Genomic DNA, 19,867 nt, shown 5'->3' with positions numbered 1-19,867 from the left:
TATCATGCTCCTTTTACCTATTTATAGATTATTATTCAATTTCTCATAGTAAAATACCCAAATTGGATATCCACTTGAGACATTACAGCATTCCATAATTACAGTTAGCTTCACTTTTTCACCAAAATATTTACTTAGGAATTTCTCAATATCTTCTGGTTCTCTTCCATTAAATCCTTGTCTATGATTTCCCCAAACATCCATACAACACTCTTCAAACTTCTTGTAATCCCACTGTAAAAGCCTATCTGAGTAAACTGTATGGCTTTTTGCTTCAACATAATCTTTTTTCCACACTACATACGGGTCATAGCTATACGGATACTCTCTTTTCGTTTTCTTTACAGGATTACCGTTGATGTCTACATATCCATTATTCACAAAAATTACTCCATCTTCTGTTTCATAATACATAATCTAATCTCTCCCTTTTCTACTATTAATTGATTCTTTTTGAATGAATTTCCTAAAATACCTCTTTTATATCAATATGTTTATTATATTCTTTTTGGATGAAATAAATAAAACAAGGACAAAATAAAAAAGCGTTACGCATCATTGTTTGATGCTTGTAACACTTTATTTAAAATCCATATCCACAACCATGTTTGGACATCTCTTTTTTAGTTCTTTTACAAACTTCTCTTGCTCTTTAGGAGAAATCTTTATACTGCCAAACGGTGCTAACTTGTAAAAAATCTCAATAGCATCTGATGAGCCTACGATTCTATAGCCCATAATAATATTTGTTGCTTTTGTTACTTTTTGAATATCTTCATATGCAATATAAGAACGAAAAATACCTCCTTGCACGAACAGATAATCTTTTTCCATCACATATTTAATATCAATAAATAGCTTTCCTAAAAAATAGGTAAACATGAATCCCATCACGAGAAACGCCAAGCTACCACCGATAAATTCTTGTTGTTGAGACATGATATCCCCTAATGGGATACCTATTGTCGATAGTCCTATAGAAACCGTTAGAAATACCATAAAGCTTGTTAATAGGATTCCTCTCTTTGTTTTAAATAACATGACCACACCTCTTCCTTCTTCAATTCATATCAAAGCACATTGTCATTATAATTACATACATATAAAAACATAACGATTTCCCTTCTCAATCTCTTCTTATAATAACTTCGCTTGAATTACCAGATATTCTTCTGGATAACCCTTTATCAAAATCGTTAGCATAGATTCATCCATGTTTTCTTCACCCGTCATAATAACTTGTTTTTTGGGAACAACCTTCTTATTTAGAACCACGTAACAAAACTCACCATTTAGCGTCTTAATGATGAAACTATCCTCTTTCTCTAATGAGCTTAGTTCTAAAATGGATTTCTTGAATTTTAAATGAGTAGACCCTTCTAATAAAACATCCCCCTTTTGCCCAGGTAATGCAGTATCCTTTATATGCCCAATCTCTTGGTCCACCTTATCAAAGTTCGTACCTTCTCCAATAGAAGCTTTATAATTCAACTTAGGAACTTCTAAAATACCTATTGAATTATCACTTAACAGGTACTCTTCTTTTTTAAACGTATCTAATATATCCTTTACATCTTCTTTTACTTCATCTGAGACCTGATGCTTATCAATTGCTTCTTCCAATATTTCTACCTTCTGATTATTTTCTGTTTGATTTACTTGCCTAACACACGTACCTGCCACTACAACAATTACCACAACTAAAAGTATTATATTGACTATTACTCTCAATATTTTTTTCATACACAACACCTCACCTACTAAAAATGTAACTGTCTATTATAATCACCTACCCATGTGTTTTATGCCTAAATAAAAAAGCCCCTTGTAATAAGAGGCTTTTTACTATTGTATGTATGATGTTATGCTACTTGTGGTTCTGTATCATTTACATTCCCAATAATATCCCAATCTTTAATTTTAGGATGATTATTTAAAAATGCAAACAGTTTATCCGAATTTGTAAATGTATTAGGGATACGGAATGGAAGGTTCGGTTTTGTTGACATCAATTGAATATAACCAGTTTGTTCATTTTTCAAAACAAAAAATCGAACATCTTCTTGATAACCATTGATTTCAAGTACCATCACATCTCCATGTTCCAATTCGATATCTTCATCTGGAGCCATTTGACTTCCCGTAAAGGTTTGAGCAAGACGCTCGATAGTAGAGAAAATATCTTCTGGATTCGCATGTGTAGTAAACGAACCAGACATCTTATGTAAAAATGGAATCATTCCTTCAAATACACCTTGTGGAACTGCATCTACAAAACCAATTTCACCAAAAGGATGACCAAACAGCTTGAAGATTTCATGAACTTCTTTCATTTCCTCACAATAAGCTTTGTACTCTTCTGTTTCTTCCATCTCTTCAGGTAATTCGTGTAAACCTAACAGGTTTGCAAAGAATTGCTCACCACCGAACGGACAAGAACCACCACTCATGCAACAAACTTTCTCAGTATCCTCTTCCGCACCAAATCCCTCTACAGTTTGATGTGCAATAAATTCAAGGATTTTCTCATTTTTAACTACCGTTTGAATTGCCTTTTGATAATCATTCGGGTTTCCGTTGAATTGAATCTGAACACCTTCACCAGTAAAATCAATCTCAATCGTTACTTTACCCTTTTCCATTTTGGTCTCTTCTTCAATAGGTTCATCAGTGAATTCCTCTTCGACTTCATACCCATTCACTAACGCTTTAATTAAAATTTTGTAATTATAACTTGATTCGTTTAACCACGCTGTTGTATGTGGTTTTTTCTGATTTACTAAAGTAGCCATAATGACTAATACATCCACTTGAGGAATGCCAGTCGATTTTCCTTTCATAGAAGCTTTCGCTTCTTCAATCTCCATATCCATCTCCGCTGATAAAACAATTGTATTTTTATTTTCCATTTCTAATCACCTCATAATGTTATTTGTATTCAACGAATCATTTGAATTTGATTCAGTATTTTTTATTATATAAATGTAACGATTATTTGATTCCTTTTATGGAACCGAGTATTTCCTTTCAATAACAAACAAATTATTTTGTTTTCGTAATCAATTAGATACTGTTTTCGAAATATGCGAAATAATTTCTTCTATGACTTCAGCATTTACAATTTCTCCATTTGTCTTCGAATATACATAAAAAACATCTACTTTATAGTCTTGCTTGTATTTTTTATTCTTATATTCATTCACTTCTTTTGTTTCTCGTAAATAAGGAGTGTCTTGTAAATAGCTTGGTGGTTTCACTTGGATACCACATAATAATGTATCATTTTTAAATAACTCATAATCTACTTCGTATTTGTAATCAATACGACCCGATGTTTTTTTACAAGATACAATAACACCTTGTTTCTTTAACTCCGTTTGCAGTGCATCCATTGTATTGCGTTCTCTAACGACAACGCCATTCCAACTCTCAGCAATCACTCGATAAAACACTGCATATTGGCATTCTCTCTTCGTTAACCCGTAAGGATTCCCTCTTTTAACGATTTCGTTATAAAGAACATCTCCCTTGAAGGCTAAACTCCCTCTGGTTCTTCCATACTCATAATTCAATTGCTTTACGGCATATGGAATTTTACCGTCAGGTCGAATTAAGATAACCTTTCTTTTTAAATCCTCGCTTAAATCCATTTGTTTTAATTTTTCTAAACGTTGATTTCCAGAATGAAAATAAAATTCTTTCCATTCTTCTTTTGTTCGAAAAGTACCTTTTTCTATAAGAGATGCTACAGAGCCAATACTCCAAGAAGTATTTAATCTTAACTCATTCCAAATTGCATTTGTATAACGGAATTTATCGGGTTCCATTTCATTTTCGAATAAGTCAAGTTGCAAAGTAACACCTCGCTTTTTGGTTTTGTATAGGTGTAGGATATAGTTCAACCAAATTGAACGCATTTCCATTACCTGTTGTTTTCTCGTCTTGTTTTACCTCTTAAGGTATAAACTAATCATACACTTTTCATTTACTATAGTCAATAAAAAAATCCTTGTAAAACAAGGATTTTCACTTTTATTAACTTGCTACATCTTCTACTGTTCTACATTCAGGGACAAGTGTTTTAATCGTCTCCAAAATACTCTCTATTTGATATTTCATGGTATAGATGTAGTCTGAGTATTCAGGGCACATATCACTTACGTAACTACAAAGTGGTAATGCATATTCTTCTGTCTCTTTAATGTATCGTTGTATCTTTTTCTTATCATCAAAGAAGTACATGGTACTTACGTTGTGACATCTATCAGCAATTTTGATTAAACTGGTTTTAAAGCATAATCGCATTTGCTCATAGTACTCATCGGTTGTCATTTCTGGAATCTCTTTTTGCTTGACGATTGTTGTTTTTGTTAGTCGAATGATAATATCTACAATTTTTTTAGGTAAGTAATATACATTTAATAACATATCTACGGTAACTTCTGTATCCTCTAAAATATCGTGTAGCAAAGCTCCTGAGATGACTTCTTCATCATGAATGCCTAAAGATATAATTGCATTCGCTATGCGAACAGGGTGGCTAATGTAAGGCTCTCCACTTTTTCTTGTTTGTCGTTCATGCATCTTTTCTGCTAAGTTCAATGAAATAATAGCATAGTTGAAATTTTTCCCTTTTAAATATCCTCTTAAATAGGCTAATTCTTTGTGCATTTGATTTGTATACATCTAAACACCACCCTTTCATTTGTTGCTATTTATCATAAAACTTTTATTTACTATTGTCAACGAAAATACGGTTGATTTCAGCATATATTTATATTATAAATCATCTATAATAACTATATCTTTTCCCGAAAGGAGGATGCCGTATGGAATTATTTCTTTTTATTGGCTCTTTTGTACTGACGTTTTTATTTGTAACCGTAACACTATACTTACTACTCAATAGATGGAATTATCATGATTCTACCTACAAAGACATAACAGGATTTCATTACAAAAATATAAATCAAGATAAAAACATATTAGCAGAGTGGAGAATTTTTAGAAGGTTAGAAAAATCTTTTCCTGATAGTATGTTATTAGCAAATGTACATATCCCTTATCAAGATGGGCAAACAAATGACATTGACATCGTTCTTATACATTCAAGTGGTGTATACTCAATCGAATGTCAAACCTTAAAAGGGAAAGTATACGGCTCTGACAAGAGTAAAGAATGGGTTCAATGGATTACAGCAAAAAACAAATATCAATTTCCGAACCCGCTTCCAAAAAATAAGCAATGTACTCGATTCTTGTCACAATACTTATCTCTTCCTTATGAAAGATTAACCCCTCTTATTGTTTTTGGGAAAGAAACGTTAACAGTAAAAGTTAAATTGTCATCCAGTACAAAAGCAAAGGTAATACAAGTAGATGATATAGAAAAAACAATCCAAAATCTCATAAAGGATTCATCTCCCGTATTAACCACAAAAGACATGAAGAATATCTATCAAAAACTATCCTTATTTACATCTATTTCAAATACACATACACAATAAAAATAAGCTATCAATGTTGATAGCTTATTTTCTAATCTTTTCTAAGAATTTCAGTATTTCAAGGTATAACCATACAATTGAAACCAATAAAGCAAATCCGAAGTATGACTCCATATATTTTGGAGCTTTTGCATTTACACCTTCTTCAATGAAGAAGAAATCTGCAAGAAGATTTAAAGATGCAATTCCGATAATTAGTAAGCTGATACCGATACTTAATGGACTGCTATCATGCAGGAATGGAATTGGTACACCACATAACATAAGAGCAATATCTACTAAATAGATAATCAAAACAGATAACGTTGCAATCTTTACTACGTTTAAAAACTTTTCATTTACTTTAATGATTCGAGTTGTGTATAGGAATAGCATAGCCATCACAACTGCAATAGTTGCTAATACAGCTTGTAAAACAATACCTGGGTATTTATGTTCTATCATCGTAGAGATAAAACCGATTAAAACCCCTTCTAAGGTTGCATAAATAGGAGCTGTTAACCATGCTATTTTAGGAACTGATGCTGTTATCAATGAAATAACAAAACTGGCAATTAAAATACCAATGATTAGCCCTACAGATGTTTTCATCCCCATGGTACCATTCTGTATCTGCATAAACGAGTATAAACTCGCTCCTAATAACAGAATTAAATAGATGAATGTTTTTGCTACTGTTCCTCCTACTGTCATATGTTCTTCATTGATTGATGATTGCTGAAATTTCTCTTTATCTTTCAACATTGGATTTTTCAATGGAATAACCCCCCTTTATTTGATATACCTTATATTAGATTTTAGTAGCAGGTTTTATAAATCAATTTGGTCGAATATAAGCAAAAAGGACGAAATGATATCATTCGCCCATTATCTACCTGCTTATTCATTTGATGAGAGTTTGTATTTCTCAAAAGTTTCTTCAAAGACCGCTAATTTGATTGTTGTAGTAATTGGAAGTTTCGAGTAAACCCATTCTGAGTATTCTCGTATGAATCCATATGCGATTTCACATAGTTTGTAATGTCCATCAAAATAAGTAGTTGATATTTTTATACGCTCCATTATGATAGCTAAACAAATCGGATGAGAAAAATGTTCTTTGTTTCCCATAACATACGCATCAAACTTTGAATCTTCTATTTCGCCAATAGCAACTAAGTTATGTAAGTCTGCTAATTTTCTAATAAATTCTTTATCTTGTTCTTCAACTTTCTTTGGTTTGTTCATTGGAAGCATCCCTTTCTTTTATCAAACAGAAACTCCCAAGAAACGTTTCTTGAGAGCTTATGTATCTGTATTAATTTAACACTCGTGTTGCACTTGTTACTCCACTTGGATTCATTTTAGAGATTTTAATTACATCTCCTGTTTGTGGAGCGTGAATGTATTGACCATTACCAATGTACATTGCTACGTGATGTGCAGGTTTGCCCCAGAAAATTAAATCCCCTGGTTGAACTTCACTTACAGGAATTTGTACACCTGCATTTTGTTGTTCTCTCGCAACCCTTGGTAATTTCACTCCTGCAACATTTTTAAAGATATATTGCATGTATCCAGAGCAGTCAAATCCAGAAGGTGTTGTTCCTCCCCATACATATGGAAGACCAAGGAATTTTTTCGCTTCAGCAATCACATTTTGAGCTTTATCTGTAGATACAGGAGCTGTTGGAACGGATACAGATACTGGAGCTTTTACACCATCTGTATTCGATGTTGGAGCTTGGGCAGTTGCATTACGACTCCCTTGAATTCCTGCAATCACTGGCGGTTGTACTGTAATACGGAATTGATTTTGCTCTTGTGATTGATTTTGAGCACTTGATTCGACTTGTTTTTGAGCTTCTAACTGAGCTTGGCGATTTCGTTCTGCTTCTTCAGCTTTTTGTCTTTCAATCTCAGCTTGACGAGCACGTTCCTCTTCTTCCGCTTTCAGCTTTTGAATTTCCACTACTACCTGTGCTTTGTTTTCTTCGAGCTTTTGTTTTTCCGTCTCTACTTGCTCTTTACTCTCTTTTAATTTAACAGTCTCTTTATCTAAAACTTCTTTTTTCTCCTTTAAATCAGCCTCTTTTTCTTTTAGAGAACCCATCATATCTGTATCAGCTTCTACAACCGTGTTGATGGCAGATACTTTGCTAATAAAGTCTGTAATTCCTTCAGAAGAAACAAGAGCATTAATATAACTAAATTTAGGAGCATTCTTTTCTTGAATTACACTTAATCTATTCTTAGAAATTCCTTTTGTACGTTCAAAGCTCTCCTGTGTTTTCACTATATCTTCTTGTGCTTTTTCTACTTTTTTCCCCGACTTTTCAATGTCTTTTGTTAACTTATCAAGCTTTGTCATGGATTCGATAATCTCATTATCCATTTTTTGAACTTTCGTTTCTGCTTCTTCAATCTCAGGACTCGCAAATACCTGTAATGTATTAAATGATAATGCAGTAGCTAACGTTGCTAAAGCAATAACCTTTTTACTTTTCTTTCTCATAAACTATCATCTCCTTTTAATTTATATATATGTAATTTAAATTATTGTCATTTACTATAGTTTATGATATAAATTTTATTGACTAAAAACAACGAGGTTATCGTTATGTAAACGACTCTTAACAGTCTGTAATGTTAGTGTAATGTTTCTGACAATTGATATTTTTATAGAAAAATAGCACCCTTTGCAAAAAGAGTGCTACATAAACTATTGTTCTCGGAAATATTTCTCCCATTCTTTCATCTTTTCGAAAGACAATTTTCTTTCACCATCAATTGTGAATTTATCAATTCCTTTATCTTTAAAAACTTCAACAATGGGTTTCTTTCTATTGATAGTTTTGATTTGAATATCTGGGGTATCTAATTCTGTTCCTGTAATTAATTTTTTCGCTTTCTCTTTCGTGGTAAACAAGAATGCGAGGTTTTCATAGTTTTTATAGACTGAGTTTTTTCTGTTAATTGTCACATATGTTCTGGTTCTTTTATCCCATAAGGAATAGATACATGGTTCAAAAAAGAATAGGTTATAAAATTTGAAGTTTTCAGCTTTAATTTCATGCTTCGAAAATACATATTGTACCCTACCTTCTATTTCATTTAATAACCTAACTCTAATTCCTTTTTTATTATTGGATTGAGAGAGGATTTCTTTTATGTACCCACGTTCTATTTCACCTTTGGACGTTTGAACTTCTACATACAACCCGACAATTAAATTCTTTTTAACTGTAACATCAATATTCATGATTCTCACCTCACTTTTTAAAGAATTATATGTAAATCTTTATATTAAAAATATATATTTCTGTTCTACTGCTTATAATAAGTAGATTTGAAAGAACAGGTATTTCACAAGGAATCTATTATACAAGGAGTGTTTTTATAATGAATACAAACGAAACAAAGCAAATTTTATTGCAAGTTGCTCAAGAGATTAAAAATCATGGAGGTCGAACATTTTATGTTGGTGGTTATGTTCGAGATATGTTCATGAATAAGGAAAGTAAAGATATTGATGTAGAAATTTACGGTATTACACCTGAAACGTTACGAACTATCTTATCTCAGTTTGGATATGTAGATGAGTTCGGTGCTTTCTTCGGTATTTTAAAAATTTACGGAGTAGATATCGACTTCTCTATGCCCCGTAAAGAGGTAAAGACAGATGATGGCCATACAGGATTCGATGTTGTTGTAGACCCATTCCTGGACACCCTAACAGCCTCAAAACGCAGAGATTTTAGAATGAATGCTATTATGGTAGATGTGTTAACTGAGGAAGTAATTGACCACTTTAATGGTGTCTCTGACATTCAGTTAGGCATCATTCGTCACATTGATGAACATACATTTATTGAAGATGAATTAAGAGCATTTCGAGCTTGTCAATTCGCTTCAAGGTTCAACTTTACAATTGCAGAAGAAACAATTGATTTATGCAAGGGATTTCGATTCTCTCTTCCAAGAGAAAGAATTTTTGAAGAGTTTTTAAAAGCATTAATGAAAAGCGAAAAACCTTCTATTTTCTTTTCATATATGAGAGAAATGCTTATTGTTAAAAAGTTGTTTCCTGAATTAGATGCATTAATTGATTGCCCTCAAAATCCTATCTTCCACCCTGAAGGTGATGTGTGGACACATACAATGATGGTAATTGATGAATTAGCAAGCTTAAAGCATCTATCTTCAAATCCTCTTGCGTTTATGTTGTTGGGACCTACCCATGACATGGGAAAACCTATTACAACTGTCATTCAGGAAAATGGACAGATAACAGCTCGTGGACATGCTGAAGAAGGTGTACCTGTTGCGAAGCAATTTTTGAAGAGAATTACTAATGACAAACGATTAATTAAAAAGGTTTTAAATATGGTAGAACATCATATGAGACCAAACTCAATTGCATTTTGTTCAGACAAGGCTGTTCGAAAATTAATGGTTGCCACTAATATCGAAGACATTGTGTTGTTCGGAGAAGCAGACCATAAAGGTAGAGGTATTTCTGAAGAAAAGAAAGATTACACAGAAGTAAAAGAATGGTTCCATCAAAAAATAGAAAAACTGCAAACAGTTGGAGAACAATCTACTATCTCCCCTCTTGTTTCAGGAAAAGATTTAATTGATGCAGGATTAAAACCTGGTAAAGAATTTAGCATTTTACTGAAAAAAGCATTTGATTTACAAATCGAAAATGGTTTATCGAAAGAAGAAATTCTTGAAAAAATATTGCTGTAAGAGACCTTTTTAAGGTCTTTTTTTCTTGTTATTTACACAAATGTTGTTTATCCTTGTTATCTTTTGTTTTGATTTATTATTTATAAATACGGTACGTGAAATTTTAAAGTAATAGAAAAAATATTTCCATCTATAATATATTTCATTTGTTGACAATACTTCAAAAAAGAAAAGTTTTCATGTAAGTTTCATTTCGTTATGGCATTTAGGATTTTTCACTGTACCAAATAAAGATTTATTTAATACTCGTTGGGAATGCGACGTAAATGACCGACAAGTTTCTCACAAAGGATATTCATATCTATAATAAAAACATAAAAAAGAGGTTACCTGATTTTTTCAGGAACCTCTTTTTAAATAACCTCGTTGTTATATGCTTTTGATGTACACTTTGGACAAATGTGTTCACTCCAACCTACTTTACTTGCTAATGTGATAGATAAAGCATTTTGACCGTAAAATTGTTTTGTTTTTTCATCCCATAAATGCATAGTTGATTCTTCTTTACATGTCGGACATTTAATATTCTTACTCATATAAACCCTCTCCATTTCTTTTATTTTAATTTGTTATATTCATTATCTAATAAGTCTTTGTTATCATATATATTCCCAATCACTTCAATTAATTCAATAGAATGAAGGTCTCCCCCACCCATTCCATTAACCTCAAATCCATAGCGAGTACCTGAAAAACAGACTACACCTTTTACATTGTCATATCCACCATGCCAATGTGATGGACGCTTCCCAACAATAATGTCCCCTGCAAACACCATTTGTTTTTTATCACTTGAATCTTTCAGCCCAATATATTGACTAACTGATTCCCATTCTACTGGAACAAAACCTTGTCCTGGTGATTCAATATAAGCTAAGTTATCTTCATAATTCATTACAGCATTGCCATAAAACCATTTTGTATCACCATAATCTTCAATCGGTTTTCCCCTAAACAAAATCATATTTATTCACTCCCCATTCTACTTATAAAATACGTATTTAATATTGCCCAAGTCCAAGACTACTTACGTAGAATTTCATTTTCCTCTATTCAATTGCTTCCATCAAGGACAAATCATATTTTGCTTCCATATACATTCCCTCCTTATTCGGATAGAACTCCTATTGCTTACTTTTATTGAATTACTGCCAATACTCATTATTGAAGTGTTTTCTTCCATACTCTTTTAATGCTTGGAGTTTTTTAATCATTTCATCAATATCGCAAATATGAATAGACATTGTATCTTCTCCTGTTTTATCCTCACGGGGTTTAACACCATTAAAACCAATGCTGTAATCAATACACCCATCCCACTTCAAAGTCACTTCATCAGTACCAAACTCCTCATCCTCTAAAACGATATTTCCACCTTCATATTCATGAATTTTTTTAAACATAATATTCCCCTCCTTCTCTATGACTTAATTTTTACGAGAGTTTATCTCTTCTAAATTCAACTGCAAACGAATAAACATCTTTCCAGTCAATTCCATAGCGTCTTCAGCACTAATTTCTTTTTGGATGTATTTTCGTTGTATTTCTGCTTGATATTCAATAAACTCAATCATGTTCAATGATTTTTCTTGTATAATTGCATCCATAATTTTTCCACTCCTATTTGTAATCTACAAATCTTTGAAAATTAATAATCTTTACTTCAGCATACTTATACTTATTTTTAATTCTTGTTTGAACTTCTTTTATCCAAAGAATCCCTTTTTCAGATGGATGTTCAAATATATTAATTAGGTCATTATCAAACCCATGACTATTACCTTTTACATACGAATACGATACAAAATAATCATAGTCCGTCACCTTATATGTTCCACTTCTAACCTCTTTTACATCTTCTTCTGTATATCCCATACGCAATAAATAACTACATTGCTTACACAGTTCTGATAAGTACTCAGATTCATCTACATTACAAATCCTGCATTTCACTTATCTTCACCTTCATCATAATCAGTAATTTGATAACCATCTTTTTTTGTATATGTTACTGTTGCAATAACTTTCTCTTTTTTGATTAAATCTTTATCTGAATACATTCTAATGATAATTTTTTTATCCTTATTTTCGTCTTTAACGATATTCTCTGCAACTGATTTCAAATTCTCTGGTGTTAAAAACTCATCAACAAGCACCGCATAATTTTCATCATCTTTTGTAATGTCTTTATGCACAACCGTAAATTCACTACCCGTAGGATGGTTTGCTTTTTCAATTGATTTGTTCATCGCATGAATCTTATAGAATGAAAAAATTGCAATGACCGCAAATAACGTATAGATTATATTTTTTAATCTCTTGATTTTTTTTAGCTCCATGACGGCCACAGCTCCTTATCTTCGAAAAGAATGTCAACATCTTCTCTTTGTCTTTCATCCAAATTGTCATAATTCTCTTTGAACCACTTGATTTGAGCTTGTGTAATTTGATAAGTATGATTCTCATCTATAAGAAATCCTACGAAACCTCTCGAAATAGGAATATAGTTCTTGAATCGTTTCAGGTATTCATCGTCAGGCATATGAAACTCTCTTAATTCACCCATCTTTTTATACTTATCTTCTTTCCAGTGTTTCTCATCTAAAACCTCTCTTGCAAAATACTGATGACCTCCATATTCACATGGAACTAATGTAGCATTAGGTGTTAACCAACCAATTAAAGAAGTCATAATCACTCATCCTTTTCTATGAATTTCATTGACTATAGTTAATAAAGACTTTATGATAATATCATGGAGGAGATTAAAATGTCAAGAATTCAAATAACTGGAGATATACATGGTGTTTTAGATATACAAAGGATATTAGATATAGACTACTTAACAACAAATGATTATGTTGTCGTTGTGGGGGATTTTGGATTCCCATGGAATAACTCAGAAAATGAAAAAGATTTATTTCAACAGTTGGTTGCAAAACCATTTACAACTTTATTTATAGATGGCAATCATGAAAATTTTACGTTATTAAATAAGTATGAGGAAAAAACATGGAACGGTGGGAAAGTTCACTTCTTAAGCGACAATATTATTCACCTCATGCGTGGGCAAGTTTTTACTATAAACAACAAGAATTTTTTTACTTTTGGTGGTGCATCATCAACAGATAAATACAGAAGAATGAATGGAATTGATTGGTGGGAGGAAGAACTTCCTTCTTATAAAGAAATGGATGAAGGGATCTCTAATTTAGAAAAATACAACTATAGTATTGACTATGTGCTTACACACACTTGCCGTACAGAAACATTAGAAATGCTATGTAGACTATATGGATTCCGTCCAAAACCAGATTGCTTAAATAAATACTTAGAATCTATATATAAAAATTTAAATTTTTCTCATTGGTATTTCGGGCACTATCACAAGGATTTACCACACGTAATGAGAAACGAAACAGTTTTATTTCGTGAGATAAAAAACATTGAGTAACCTATTGTCAGAATGGGTTGATTTTTTATATAAAATAAAATGATATGTTCATATGATTTTATTTTATGCACATATTTTGTTATCGCGATTACATTTAATAAATATAATATAAAAACAACATACAATAGGAATACTTAATGGGTATAAAATTTAAAAGTTTTTTTACAATGGACTATTTTTACATCATGGAGATATACAGTCGTTATGGCATATATAGGGGAGGAACAAACAATGACAACGGTACTAAAATTAAAAACAGCAGAAACAATGGAGAATGAATTAGGAGCGTTTTTGAAATCAGAAAGAAACAAGAAAAAATTATCTTTAGAAAAAGTAGCGAAAGCAATCGGAGTAAGTGCATCATATTTACATCGTTTGGAGAATGGAGATAGAAAAAACCCTTCTATCGCAGTCTTAGAACAACTTTGTGAATTCTTTTCACTTAATCCTCAAAAGGTTTTAGAAATGGCAGGGCTTTCAAAAGAATCTATGATTCGTGTTGATAATATGAAGATTCCTTTATCACAAATAGAAAATCTTGCTTCATTCATCTTGAAGCTTGACCTCACAGACTTCACACAAGTCATTACTTTAAAAGAGGAAGTTGAAAAGTTTCAAAACAAATTTAATAAATAAAAAAGACAGATACATTCTGTCTTTTTTATTTATTCATTTATTTCATAATACACTATTCCCTCAATTTTATCTTCTATCCTCTTAATATCTGGGTACTCTACGAGAACGGTTTTACCACCGTCTATATCCCCCACTTGGCATAATAAACCTTCAGATTTACACTCATAGGCGTTTGCACGATATAACTTCTTACCCTTTGTTGTGATGAATAAGTCCGTTTTTACATCTTTTATAAAAAACATAATAACTGATTTTAAATCATTTAACGATTCGCTTTTTCTTTTCAAACTCATTCATATCTCTCCCCTGTCGATTCATTCTCTACCTATAGTCTAACCAAATTTTTTTCAGAAAACAAGCTTGATTATAGTCAATGAAATTAGGGTTAATACTCCTCATCTGATTCAAAATCAGTTTGTAAAAATTGTTTCTTTTTGCTCTTCCTTTGATGTATCGCCTCAATAGATTTTTGAATAGGTTTTTGTTTTTCCTGTAACTGTACTATTTTTTCTGCTCCCTGTTCCCTTTCTATTTTAGGCATCTTTTTCATCATTTTCTTTTTATGATTCAATCCTATTCGCATACAATCTTCTGCGTCTTCTACAAGATTCAAAATACCTAAGACAACAGAACGTTCCCCTTTTTCGTTTTTGGTTTCACAAATAATCTCATTGCGTCCTCTTCCTACAAATTCTTTATAACTGTAATAGACTTGTTGCTTTTGGTAATAAATAGAATCCTCATAAATGAGAGAGTTCATAAACACAAAGTTATTAATATTAGGCTCTAACATAGCCTCATAATCGCCCCGCTCATCAATCATTTGCTTTTTACTTTGCATAAAGAGTGTACTTCCAATACAATAATCATCTCCACAAGAGAGTAATAATTCTACAAATGGAAGATAGTATTGAGAGTCATCAATATAGACAAAGTGAGGCGATACTTTGGCATCTTCATTTACTTGCATACTTAGTTGCAATTGAGATAATAGCATTGCAGTAGCCCTAATACCATCATCCCCATTCACTACGTATTCCATATCAATAATAACTATCATCTTTTTACTAATGACCTCTTCATAATCAATAACCTCTTCCTTTACTCGGTTATATTCATAACTTTTAAATTCAAGAATTTTTCTTGCCTTTTCATCTATACTCGGTTTTAAGAATACAACTTTTCTCTTTGCTTTCTTGGCCATGCCGTACAACATACAAGAAATGTCTTTCCTTCCCACAATAAAAGTAGCACCACACTCTTTATTGTTAATATCTTGTTGTGCCATTAATGGTAGCATTTCCGTGGTTTTCCCTGTGTTTTTAGAGCCTATAACCAACGTATTCCCTAAACGATGAATTCCATTAATATTAGATTTATCAGTGATTTTCAATGCGAATTCTTCTTTTGTCAATAATTGTTCATTCATAGTATAAAACACCTCTTTCTATTAAATTATTTAATATATTATATGAACCTTATAAACAAATATATTATTCTATAAACACTTACACTTATCTGCAAAATAAAAAAGCTTGATATATAATCAAGCTCTCTATTCAGTCTTAGCAACTTTTCTACGTTTATTTAATTTTCGACCCTTCACTTGTTCTGCTTCAGATTTATGAGGTTTCGTCCTTCTAATTTTCTCTTTCGTAATTACTTCCTCGTATTGTGATTCGTCATAGTCTCGTAATTTCATTTTAAAATCGCTCCTCTTTTTCATTAAATATATTCAATGTTTTATTTATCTTTTTTAGATGCTATATTCTATACATATAAAACAAAAAATATAATCAATAGTTGATATTTTTTGAGCTTAATAGGTTCGAGCTATGAATAAAGGTTTAATTTCCTTTGATAATAGATAAGTGCTATGACAATAATGAAATTAGAAGGGATTATAGAAAAGATGATTATAAGATATGTACATATAATAGTGGAATAAATAATAAGGATGTTTTTTTACATTAACTGAATTCATTTGATATCCCATGGAGAGACTCACGACACAAGTATAGCTACTATTAAGTATAAAAAACACAAAGTTATTAGATAAAGTAACTTTGTGTTTTAAGCATTTACTCTTCATATTCACCTGTAAAATGCAAAGATTTTAGTTTTTTATCATACGTCAATCCAGTAATTCTCGCCCATATTCCTGTATCATTATTCATACAGTCAAGGTATACTTCAACCTCTGCATCCATAGGTCTATTATCATTCTGTAGCATCTCAATCAATTCTATTTTCTTCATTTTCACTACCTCCTGTTCAATTATTTTTTATATAATACTAAGTTCCTTATCAGGAAATAATGTTTATATAATTTAGTTTGTTTAAGAATTCAACTCCATAATTTCATAATTAATAAAACAAAAACTCGCTTATAATAAGCGAGTTTCCGTTTTAAATATTTGAAGCTTTTCTTGTTTCTTTATTCAAAGCTTTAATTACTAATTTCTGCTCTTTTAGTAATTGCTTAAGATTTCTTCCTTCAACGTTTCTATTCTGTAAACCGACTGTTTTAATTCTTGTGTAATCATCTGACAATCTACTTACATTGTAAAATAGAGTAAATGATTGTTGTATACCTTTTACATTAATCATGCCATCTACACGAATGCTATTTCTCTCTATTTTTTGCTTCTTATATGTAACAGCACCTAACACTTGTTGATGCACTTGAATAGCAAAAAATCTACCTTCATATACATTCACTTCATTTAAAAAATCAATATTAAAATTCTCGATGAAATTCTTTATTGCAGATGCAATTACTTCTTCATTCTCTAAGTAAGCTTGCTTTTCCGCTGAACAAAATTCCATTACACCGTTATTACAAATCATCGTACCTTTTTTTCTTAATAATGAATTAATCGCATTAATCATCATATATAAAATCTCTCCCTATTAAATAAATTTATCAAATACCTGTTTTGTTATAATCCATATATTATAGATATTTCCCTCCATAAATATAAAAAAAGTCGAGATTTATTTTCTCGACCTTTACTATGTTACAGAATAAAATCTTCCTTTTCTTTCAGAAATCTTACCATTCTTTCCTACCCCTAATACATCAAGTCCCCACCACAATAAAAAAAGAAGACACTTTAAAAGTATCTTCTTTTACTGATTATACAGCTAACCTTTCCCTCGGATAACTCGCCATCACGCACGATAACATCATTATATACATGTAAATTAATTTTATTCATATTCTTAATGTTTTTCACATATATAAAATAACTCATTATAGTAAATAATATTTTACTAATTTCTTATTTTATGTTATAATAAATTATGGAACAAATACATTATTACGAGGTGGTAAATATGAAGAAAATGACAATTAAAATTGAAGGTGGACATTGGAAATCTAAAATTGACAATATCCATGAGCATTTAAATGAAGTAAACAGAGGGAACGGGAAACACCGTACAAAAAAAGGAAAAGGTTCTTATTCTCGCAAAAACAAACACAAGGAGCGTTACGACTCATCATCTGATAAACGTAACGCTCCTTTTAATTTATAATTTGTGTTGTTCCGTCATCATTTATTTTTATCATGCCCACATAACTACCTTTGTATAGTAGTTGAGCAGAATAAGAATTCGAGAATAGAAGTAATCCATTTCTATCATCTTGAATTTTAAAAGCGGTCCCCTCACATAACCCCTCTAATATCTTTTTGTATAAGGTATTCTTCTTATATATATACACATCATCATATTCATACCATTTTGTTGTATACGCTTTTAAACATTGTTTTAAATACATTTGCCTGGGAATTCCCTCATCTTCTTGCTCTTGATATGAAAGCTCAATCCCCTCTACTATAGACTCTTTATTTTCTTCTAAATATATTTTTTTCACATCTTCTTGAATTTTATCTCTATCAATCTTATCTATTACTTCCGAATTAACTGGATTGACACGTAAATGACCATACTCTCCATTATACGTAAGTAAAAAATCAGTAGGAATTTCAAATATTCTATCTATAAATTTCTTTTGTTTTCTCATTACTACATCCCCTTTCTTTTTTATTTTTACAGTGCATTATAGATGATAGTCATTTAAAATATGCATGAATTTAAATAACAAGAAAGTCTGATGATAAAACATGTATGTTTCATATTCTCCTCATTGACTATATATAATACAATATATTGAATTTTGAGGAGGATTTGCTATGAAATTAAAAATGAAAATCAAGACTTTTTTAGAAAATAAAAAAGGTGTTGCTACGATTGAAATTGCGATATGTGCCATGTTATTCATCATTGCAATTGGAGCTTTTATTGACTTGTCTGCTATATTAAGCAAAATAAATTCCATTTCATCTACAAACGCCTATGTTTCAAGGGTCGTTGGAGCTCAAGGTGGTGTAAAGACGAGAACGCCTGAAAATTTCAAAGGTGAATACATTCATTCAAAAGAACTATACCAAAACGTTAAAAATTCCTTAGAGCGTTCTGGATTAAAAGAATCTGATTGGAGTATGTATATTGATGGTAGACGATTAACAAATAGTATAAACGTTCCACTAAAAGACTATGGTAATGAAATCACGATTAAATTAGAAACTAATTTAAAATGGGATTTATTAAGCAATTTCATTCCTGGAGACTTAACGAATAATCAAACATCAGAGAGAACCGTTGTTTCTTCATTCAAAGTTAGAACTGGAGATATAAAATCCGAATATAAACAATAAAAAGGCTTAGTATTTTACTAAACCTTTTTTATCTGACCAAATATGTGAAAAGGACAGATAATATCTGCCCTCTTCCTTATTTTTCAGTTTTATAATTGTATTGCGTTGCTGTTGCTAATACTGTACTAAATTTTGTATTGTACTTATATGTATTAGAAATTCCTGCATTAACCGTAAACTCTACATCTTTTACATTTTTATCAGCATTTAATTTTTGAACCATATCTTGAAGACCTTTTAGTTGAGCTACGATATCTTCTTGTTTTTTATTGCCTTTGATAGAAGTGTTTACGTAGAGAAGCCCATCTTTCATATCAGCCTTACTAATCTTCCAATCTTTTGTTGCGTTCATGTTTTTATCCACTGTAGGAATACTGTTAAACACTAAGAATTCAAGATGCTTTTCAGTAGCAATTGTTTTATTCTTTAAACCATCTACATAAAATTCTTTTGGTACATCTCTTTTTTCTTTATTATCAAAGAAGAAAAGCTCTACGTTTTTATGTGTTAAATCTTGTACTTTATCAGTAAGGTCTTTCATATCTTCATCTTTCAATTTAGTTGAGCCAATTACGAGTTTAACATCATTTTTTGAGAACTCTTTATTTATTACTTGATATTCTACTTTTATTAAATTATCAAAAGATACCTCTTTCAAATCTACTGGTTTTTCCTTAAATAAAAACATCACACCACCAATAATTGCACCAATTAGCAATACAACTACACCAATCATTCCAAATAAAACCTTTTTGTTTTTCAAATCAAATAAATTACTCAAAATCCTCCATCTCCTTACTGTTTATTTTCTATCT

General features: G+C 31.2%; 30 protein-coding genes. 6 read left to right on the top strand and 24 right to left on the bottom strand.

Annotated features, from left to right (window positions below):
* Positions 1-21: 21 nt before the first annotated feature.
* From MHB52_RS30905 to MHB52_RS30880, 6 genes are all read right to left on the bottom strand, one after another.
* Positions 22-414: a hypothetical protein gene (locus tag MHB52_RS30905; protein ID WP_061662613.1), complete on the bottom strand. Its 393-nt coding sequence runs from the start codon at positions 412-414 to the stop codon at positions 22-24.
* A 165-nt stretch (positions 415-579) separates the two neighbouring features.
* Positions 580-1,041: a PH domain-containing protein gene (locus tag MHB52_RS30900; RefSeq protein WP_061662614.1), complete on the bottom strand. Its 462-nt coding sequence runs from the start codon at positions 1,039-1,041 to the stop codon at positions 580-582.
* A 96-nt stretch (positions 1,042-1,137) separates the two neighbouring features.
* The gene (locus MHB52_RS30895; RefSeq protein WP_061662615.1) at positions 1,138-1,743 is read right to left on the bottom strand and encodes a sortase; all 606 of its coding nucleotides are present in this window, start codon (positions 1,741-1,743) and stop codon (positions 1,138-1,140) included.
* A 119-nt stretch (positions 1,744-1,862) separates the two neighbouring features.
* Positions 1,863-2,909 (bottom strand): hypothetical protein, encoded by a 1,047-nt coding sequence (locus MHB52_RS30890; RefSeq protein ID WP_061662616.1) that lies wholly within the window; start codon positions 2,907-2,909, stop codon positions 1,863-1,865.
* Positions 2,910-3,059: 150 nt separating this feature from the next.
* Positions 3,060-3,854, bottom strand: a complete 795-nt coding sequence (locus tag MHB52_RS30885; protein WP_253703163.1) for a hypothetical protein — start codon at positions 3,852-3,854, stop codon at positions 3,060-3,062.
* A 181-nt stretch (positions 3,855-4,035) separates the two neighbouring features.
* The gene (locus MHB52_RS30880; RefSeq protein WP_061662617.1) at positions 4,036-4,686 is read right to left on the bottom strand and encodes an HD domain-containing protein; all 651 of its coding nucleotides are present in this window, start codon (positions 4,684-4,686) and stop codon (positions 4,036-4,038) included.
* A gap of 143 nt (positions 4,687-4,829) precedes the next feature.
* Here MHB52_RS30880 and MHB52_RS30875 point away from each other — a divergent pair, with 143 nt between their 5' ends.
* Positions 4,830-5,507, top strand: a complete 678-nt coding sequence (locus tag MHB52_RS30875) for a nuclease-related domain-containing protein (protein ID WP_061662618.1) — start codon at positions 4,830-4,832, stop codon at positions 5,505-5,507.
* 24 nt (positions 5,508-5,531) lie between these two features.
* Here MHB52_RS30875 and MHB52_RS30870 read toward each other — a convergent pair whose 3' ends face one another.
* From MHB52_RS30870 to MHB52_RS30855, 4 genes are all read right to left on the bottom strand, one after another.
* A complete protein-coding gene (locus MHB52_RS30870) occupies positions 5,532-6,263 on the bottom strand; it encodes a Bax inhibitor-1/YccA family protein (protein WP_253703165.1) in 732 nt (243 codons plus the stop codon).
* 123 nt (positions 6,264-6,386) lie between these two features.
* The gene (locus MHB52_RS30865) at positions 6,387-6,734 is read right to left on the bottom strand and encodes a hypothetical protein (protein ID WP_253703167.1); all 348 of its coding nucleotides are present in this window, start codon (positions 6,732-6,734) and stop codon (positions 6,387-6,389) included.
* Positions 6,735-6,804: 70 nt separating this feature from the next.
* Entirely contained in the window at positions 6,805-8,001 is a 1,197-nt protein-coding gene (locus MHB52_RS30860; protein WP_061662620.1) for a C40 family peptidase, read from the bottom strand.
* Positions 8,002-8,208: 207 nt separating this feature from the next.
* Positions 8,209-8,748 carry a DUF2196 domain-containing protein gene (locus MHB52_RS30855; RefSeq protein WP_061662621.1) on the bottom strand — a complete coding sequence of 180 codons (540 nt, stop codon included), beginning with the start codon at positions 8,746-8,748 and terminating at the stop codon, positions 8,209-8,211.
* A 140-nt stretch (positions 8,749-8,888) separates the two neighbouring features.
* On the opposite strand from MHB52_RS30855, the gene MHB52_RS30850 reads away from it, so the two are divergent.
* Positions 8,889-10,238 carry a CCA tRNA nucleotidyltransferase gene (locus MHB52_RS30850; RefSeq protein ID WP_061662622.1) on the top strand — a complete coding sequence of 450 codons (1,350 nt, stop codon included), beginning with the start codon at positions 8,889-8,891 and terminating at the stop codon, positions 10,236-10,238.
* Between the two features lie 353 nt (positions 10,239-10,591).
* Here the strand turns inward: MHB52_RS30850 and MHB52_RS30845 are convergent, their stop codons facing one another.
* The 7 genes from MHB52_RS30845 to MHB52_RS30815 form a co-directional block, all read right to left on the bottom strand.
* Complete coding sequence (locus MHB52_RS30845; RefSeq protein ID WP_242248583.1) at positions 10,592-10,774, bottom strand: hypothetical protein; 183 nt, start codon at positions 10,772-10,774, stop codon at positions 10,592-10,594.
* Positions 10,775-10,794: 20 nt separating this feature from the next.
* Positions 10,795-11,202, bottom strand: a complete 408-nt coding sequence (locus MHB52_RS30840) for a YopX family protein (RefSeq protein ID WP_061662624.1) — start codon at positions 11,200-11,202, stop codon at positions 10,795-10,797.
* A 181-nt stretch (positions 11,203-11,383) separates the two neighbouring features.
* The gene (locus MHB52_RS30835; protein WP_061662625.1) at positions 11,384-11,641 is read right to left on the bottom strand and encodes a hypothetical protein; all 258 of its coding nucleotides are present in this window, start codon (positions 11,639-11,641) and stop codon (positions 11,384-11,386) included.
* A 24-nt stretch (positions 11,642-11,665) separates the two neighbouring features.
* The gene (locus MHB52_RS30830; protein ID WP_061662626.1) at positions 11,666-11,845 is read right to left on the bottom strand and encodes a hypothetical protein; all 180 of its coding nucleotides are present in this window, start codon (positions 11,843-11,845) and stop codon (positions 11,666-11,668) included.
* Positions 11,846-11,858: 13 nt separating this feature from the next.
* Positions 11,859-12,191 (bottom strand): hypothetical protein, encoded by a 333-nt coding sequence (locus tag MHB52_RS30825; RefSeq protein ID WP_061662627.1) that lies wholly within the window; start codon positions 12,189-12,191, stop codon positions 11,859-11,861.
* On the bottom strand, positions 12,188-12,577 hold the full coding sequence (locus MHB52_RS30820) for a hypothetical protein (protein ID WP_253703169.1): 390 nt from the start codon (positions 12,575-12,577) through the stop codon (positions 12,188-12,190). Before MHB52_RS30820 ends, MHB52_RS30825 begins: the two co-directional genes overlap by 4 nt.
* Positions 12,568-12,930 (bottom strand): hypothetical protein, encoded by a 363-nt coding sequence (locus tag MHB52_RS30815; RefSeq protein ID WP_061662628.1) that lies wholly within the window; start codon positions 12,928-12,930, stop codon positions 12,568-12,570. The genes MHB52_RS30820 and MHB52_RS30815 overlap by 10 nt, the downstream gene beginning before the upstream one ends.
* A gap of 78 nt (positions 12,931-13,008) precedes the next feature.
* On the opposite strand from MHB52_RS30815, the gene MHB52_RS30810 reads away from it, so the two are divergent.
* Together MHB52_RS30810 and MHB52_RS30805 are read left to right on the top strand one after the other, a co-directional pair.
* Positions 13,009-13,692: a metallophosphoesterase gene (locus tag MHB52_RS30810; protein ID WP_061662629.1), complete on the top strand. Its 684-nt coding sequence runs from the start codon at positions 13,009-13,011 to the stop codon at positions 13,690-13,692.
* A gap of 231 nt (positions 13,693-13,923) precedes the next feature.
* Positions 13,924-14,328 carry a helix-turn-helix domain-containing protein gene (locus MHB52_RS30805; RefSeq protein ID WP_240522612.1) on the top strand — a complete coding sequence of 135 codons (405 nt, stop codon included), beginning with the start codon at positions 13,924-13,926 and terminating at the stop codon, positions 14,326-14,328.
* A 29-nt stretch (positions 14,329-14,357) separates the two neighbouring features.
* On the opposite strand, the gene MHB52_RS30800 is transcribed toward MHB52_RS30805, so the two are convergent.
* The 5 genes from MHB52_RS30800 to MHB52_RS30780 all read right to left on the bottom strand — a co-directional run bounded on the left by MHB52_RS30800 (position 14,358) and on the right by MHB52_RS30780 (position 17,223).
* Positions 14,358-14,621 carry a hypothetical protein gene (locus MHB52_RS30800; RefSeq protein ID WP_061662631.1) on the bottom strand — a complete coding sequence of 88 codons (264 nt, stop codon included), beginning with the start codon at positions 14,619-14,621 and terminating at the stop codon, positions 14,358-14,360.
* A 92-nt stretch (positions 14,622-14,713) separates the two neighbouring features.
* Positions 14,714-15,757 carry a hypothetical protein gene (locus MHB52_RS30795; protein ID WP_061662632.1) on the bottom strand — a complete coding sequence of 348 codons (1,044 nt, stop codon included), beginning with the start codon at positions 15,755-15,757 and terminating at the stop codon, positions 14,714-14,716.
* A gap of 126 nt (positions 15,758-15,883) precedes the next feature.
* Positions 15,884-16,030: a hypothetical protein gene (locus tag MHB52_RS30790; protein WP_000776546.1), complete on the bottom strand. Its 147-nt coding sequence runs from the start codon at positions 16,028-16,030 to the stop codon at positions 15,884-15,886.
* A gap of 379 nt (positions 16,031-16,409) precedes the next feature.
* The gene (locus tag MHB52_RS30785; protein ID WP_154698619.1) at positions 16,410-16,586 is read right to left on the bottom strand and encodes a hypothetical protein; all 177 of its coding nucleotides are present in this window, start codon (positions 16,584-16,586) and stop codon (positions 16,410-16,412) included.
* A gap of 151 nt (positions 16,587-16,737) precedes the next feature.
* The gene (locus tag MHB52_RS30780; RefSeq protein WP_061662633.1) at positions 16,738-17,223 is read right to left on the bottom strand and encodes a hypothetical protein; all 486 of its coding nucleotides are present in this window, start codon (positions 17,221-17,223) and stop codon (positions 16,738-16,740) included.
* A gap of 444 nt (positions 17,224-17,667) precedes the next feature.
* Here MHB52_RS30780 and MHB52_RS30775 point away from each other — a divergent pair, with 444 nt between their 5' ends.
* Positions 17,668-17,868 carry a hypothetical protein gene (locus MHB52_RS30775; protein ID WP_000738845.1) on the top strand — a complete coding sequence of 67 codons (201 nt, stop codon included), beginning with the start codon at positions 17,668-17,670 and terminating at the stop codon, positions 17,866-17,868.
* Here the strand turns inward: MHB52_RS30775 and MHB52_RS30770 are convergent.
* Complete coding sequence (locus MHB52_RS30770) at positions 17,858-18,358, bottom strand: hypothetical protein (RefSeq protein ID WP_061662634.1); 501 nt, start codon at positions 18,356-18,358, stop codon at positions 17,858-17,860. The two genes, MHB52_RS30775 and MHB52_RS30770, sit on opposite strands and share 11 nt — an antisense overlap.
* A gap of 169 nt (positions 18,359-18,527) precedes the next feature.
* On the opposite strand from MHB52_RS30770, the gene MHB52_RS30765 reads away from it, so the two are divergent.
* Entirely contained in the window at positions 18,528-19,052 is a 525-nt protein-coding gene (locus MHB52_RS30765) for a TadE/TadG family type IV pilus assembly protein (protein WP_061662635.1), read from the top strand.
* Positions 19,053-19,128: 76 nt separating this feature from the next.
* On the opposite strand, the gene MHB52_RS30760 is transcribed toward MHB52_RS30765, so the two are convergent.
* Entirely contained in the window at positions 19,129-19,833 is a 705-nt protein-coding gene (locus MHB52_RS30760) for a hypothetical protein (RefSeq protein WP_061662636.1), read from the bottom strand.
* Between the last annotated feature and the right edge of the window lie 34 nt (positions 19,834-19,867).

This window comes from Bacillus sp. FSL K6-0073 (assembly GCF_038006085.1).
GTDB classification, from domain to species: domain Bacteria; phylum Bacillota; class Bacilli; order Bacillales; family Bacillaceae_G; genus Bacillus_A; species Bacillus_A cereus.
The sequence above is the reverse complement of the archived record's forward strand: the minus strand, read 5'-3'. Positions and strand labels throughout refer to the sequence as shown.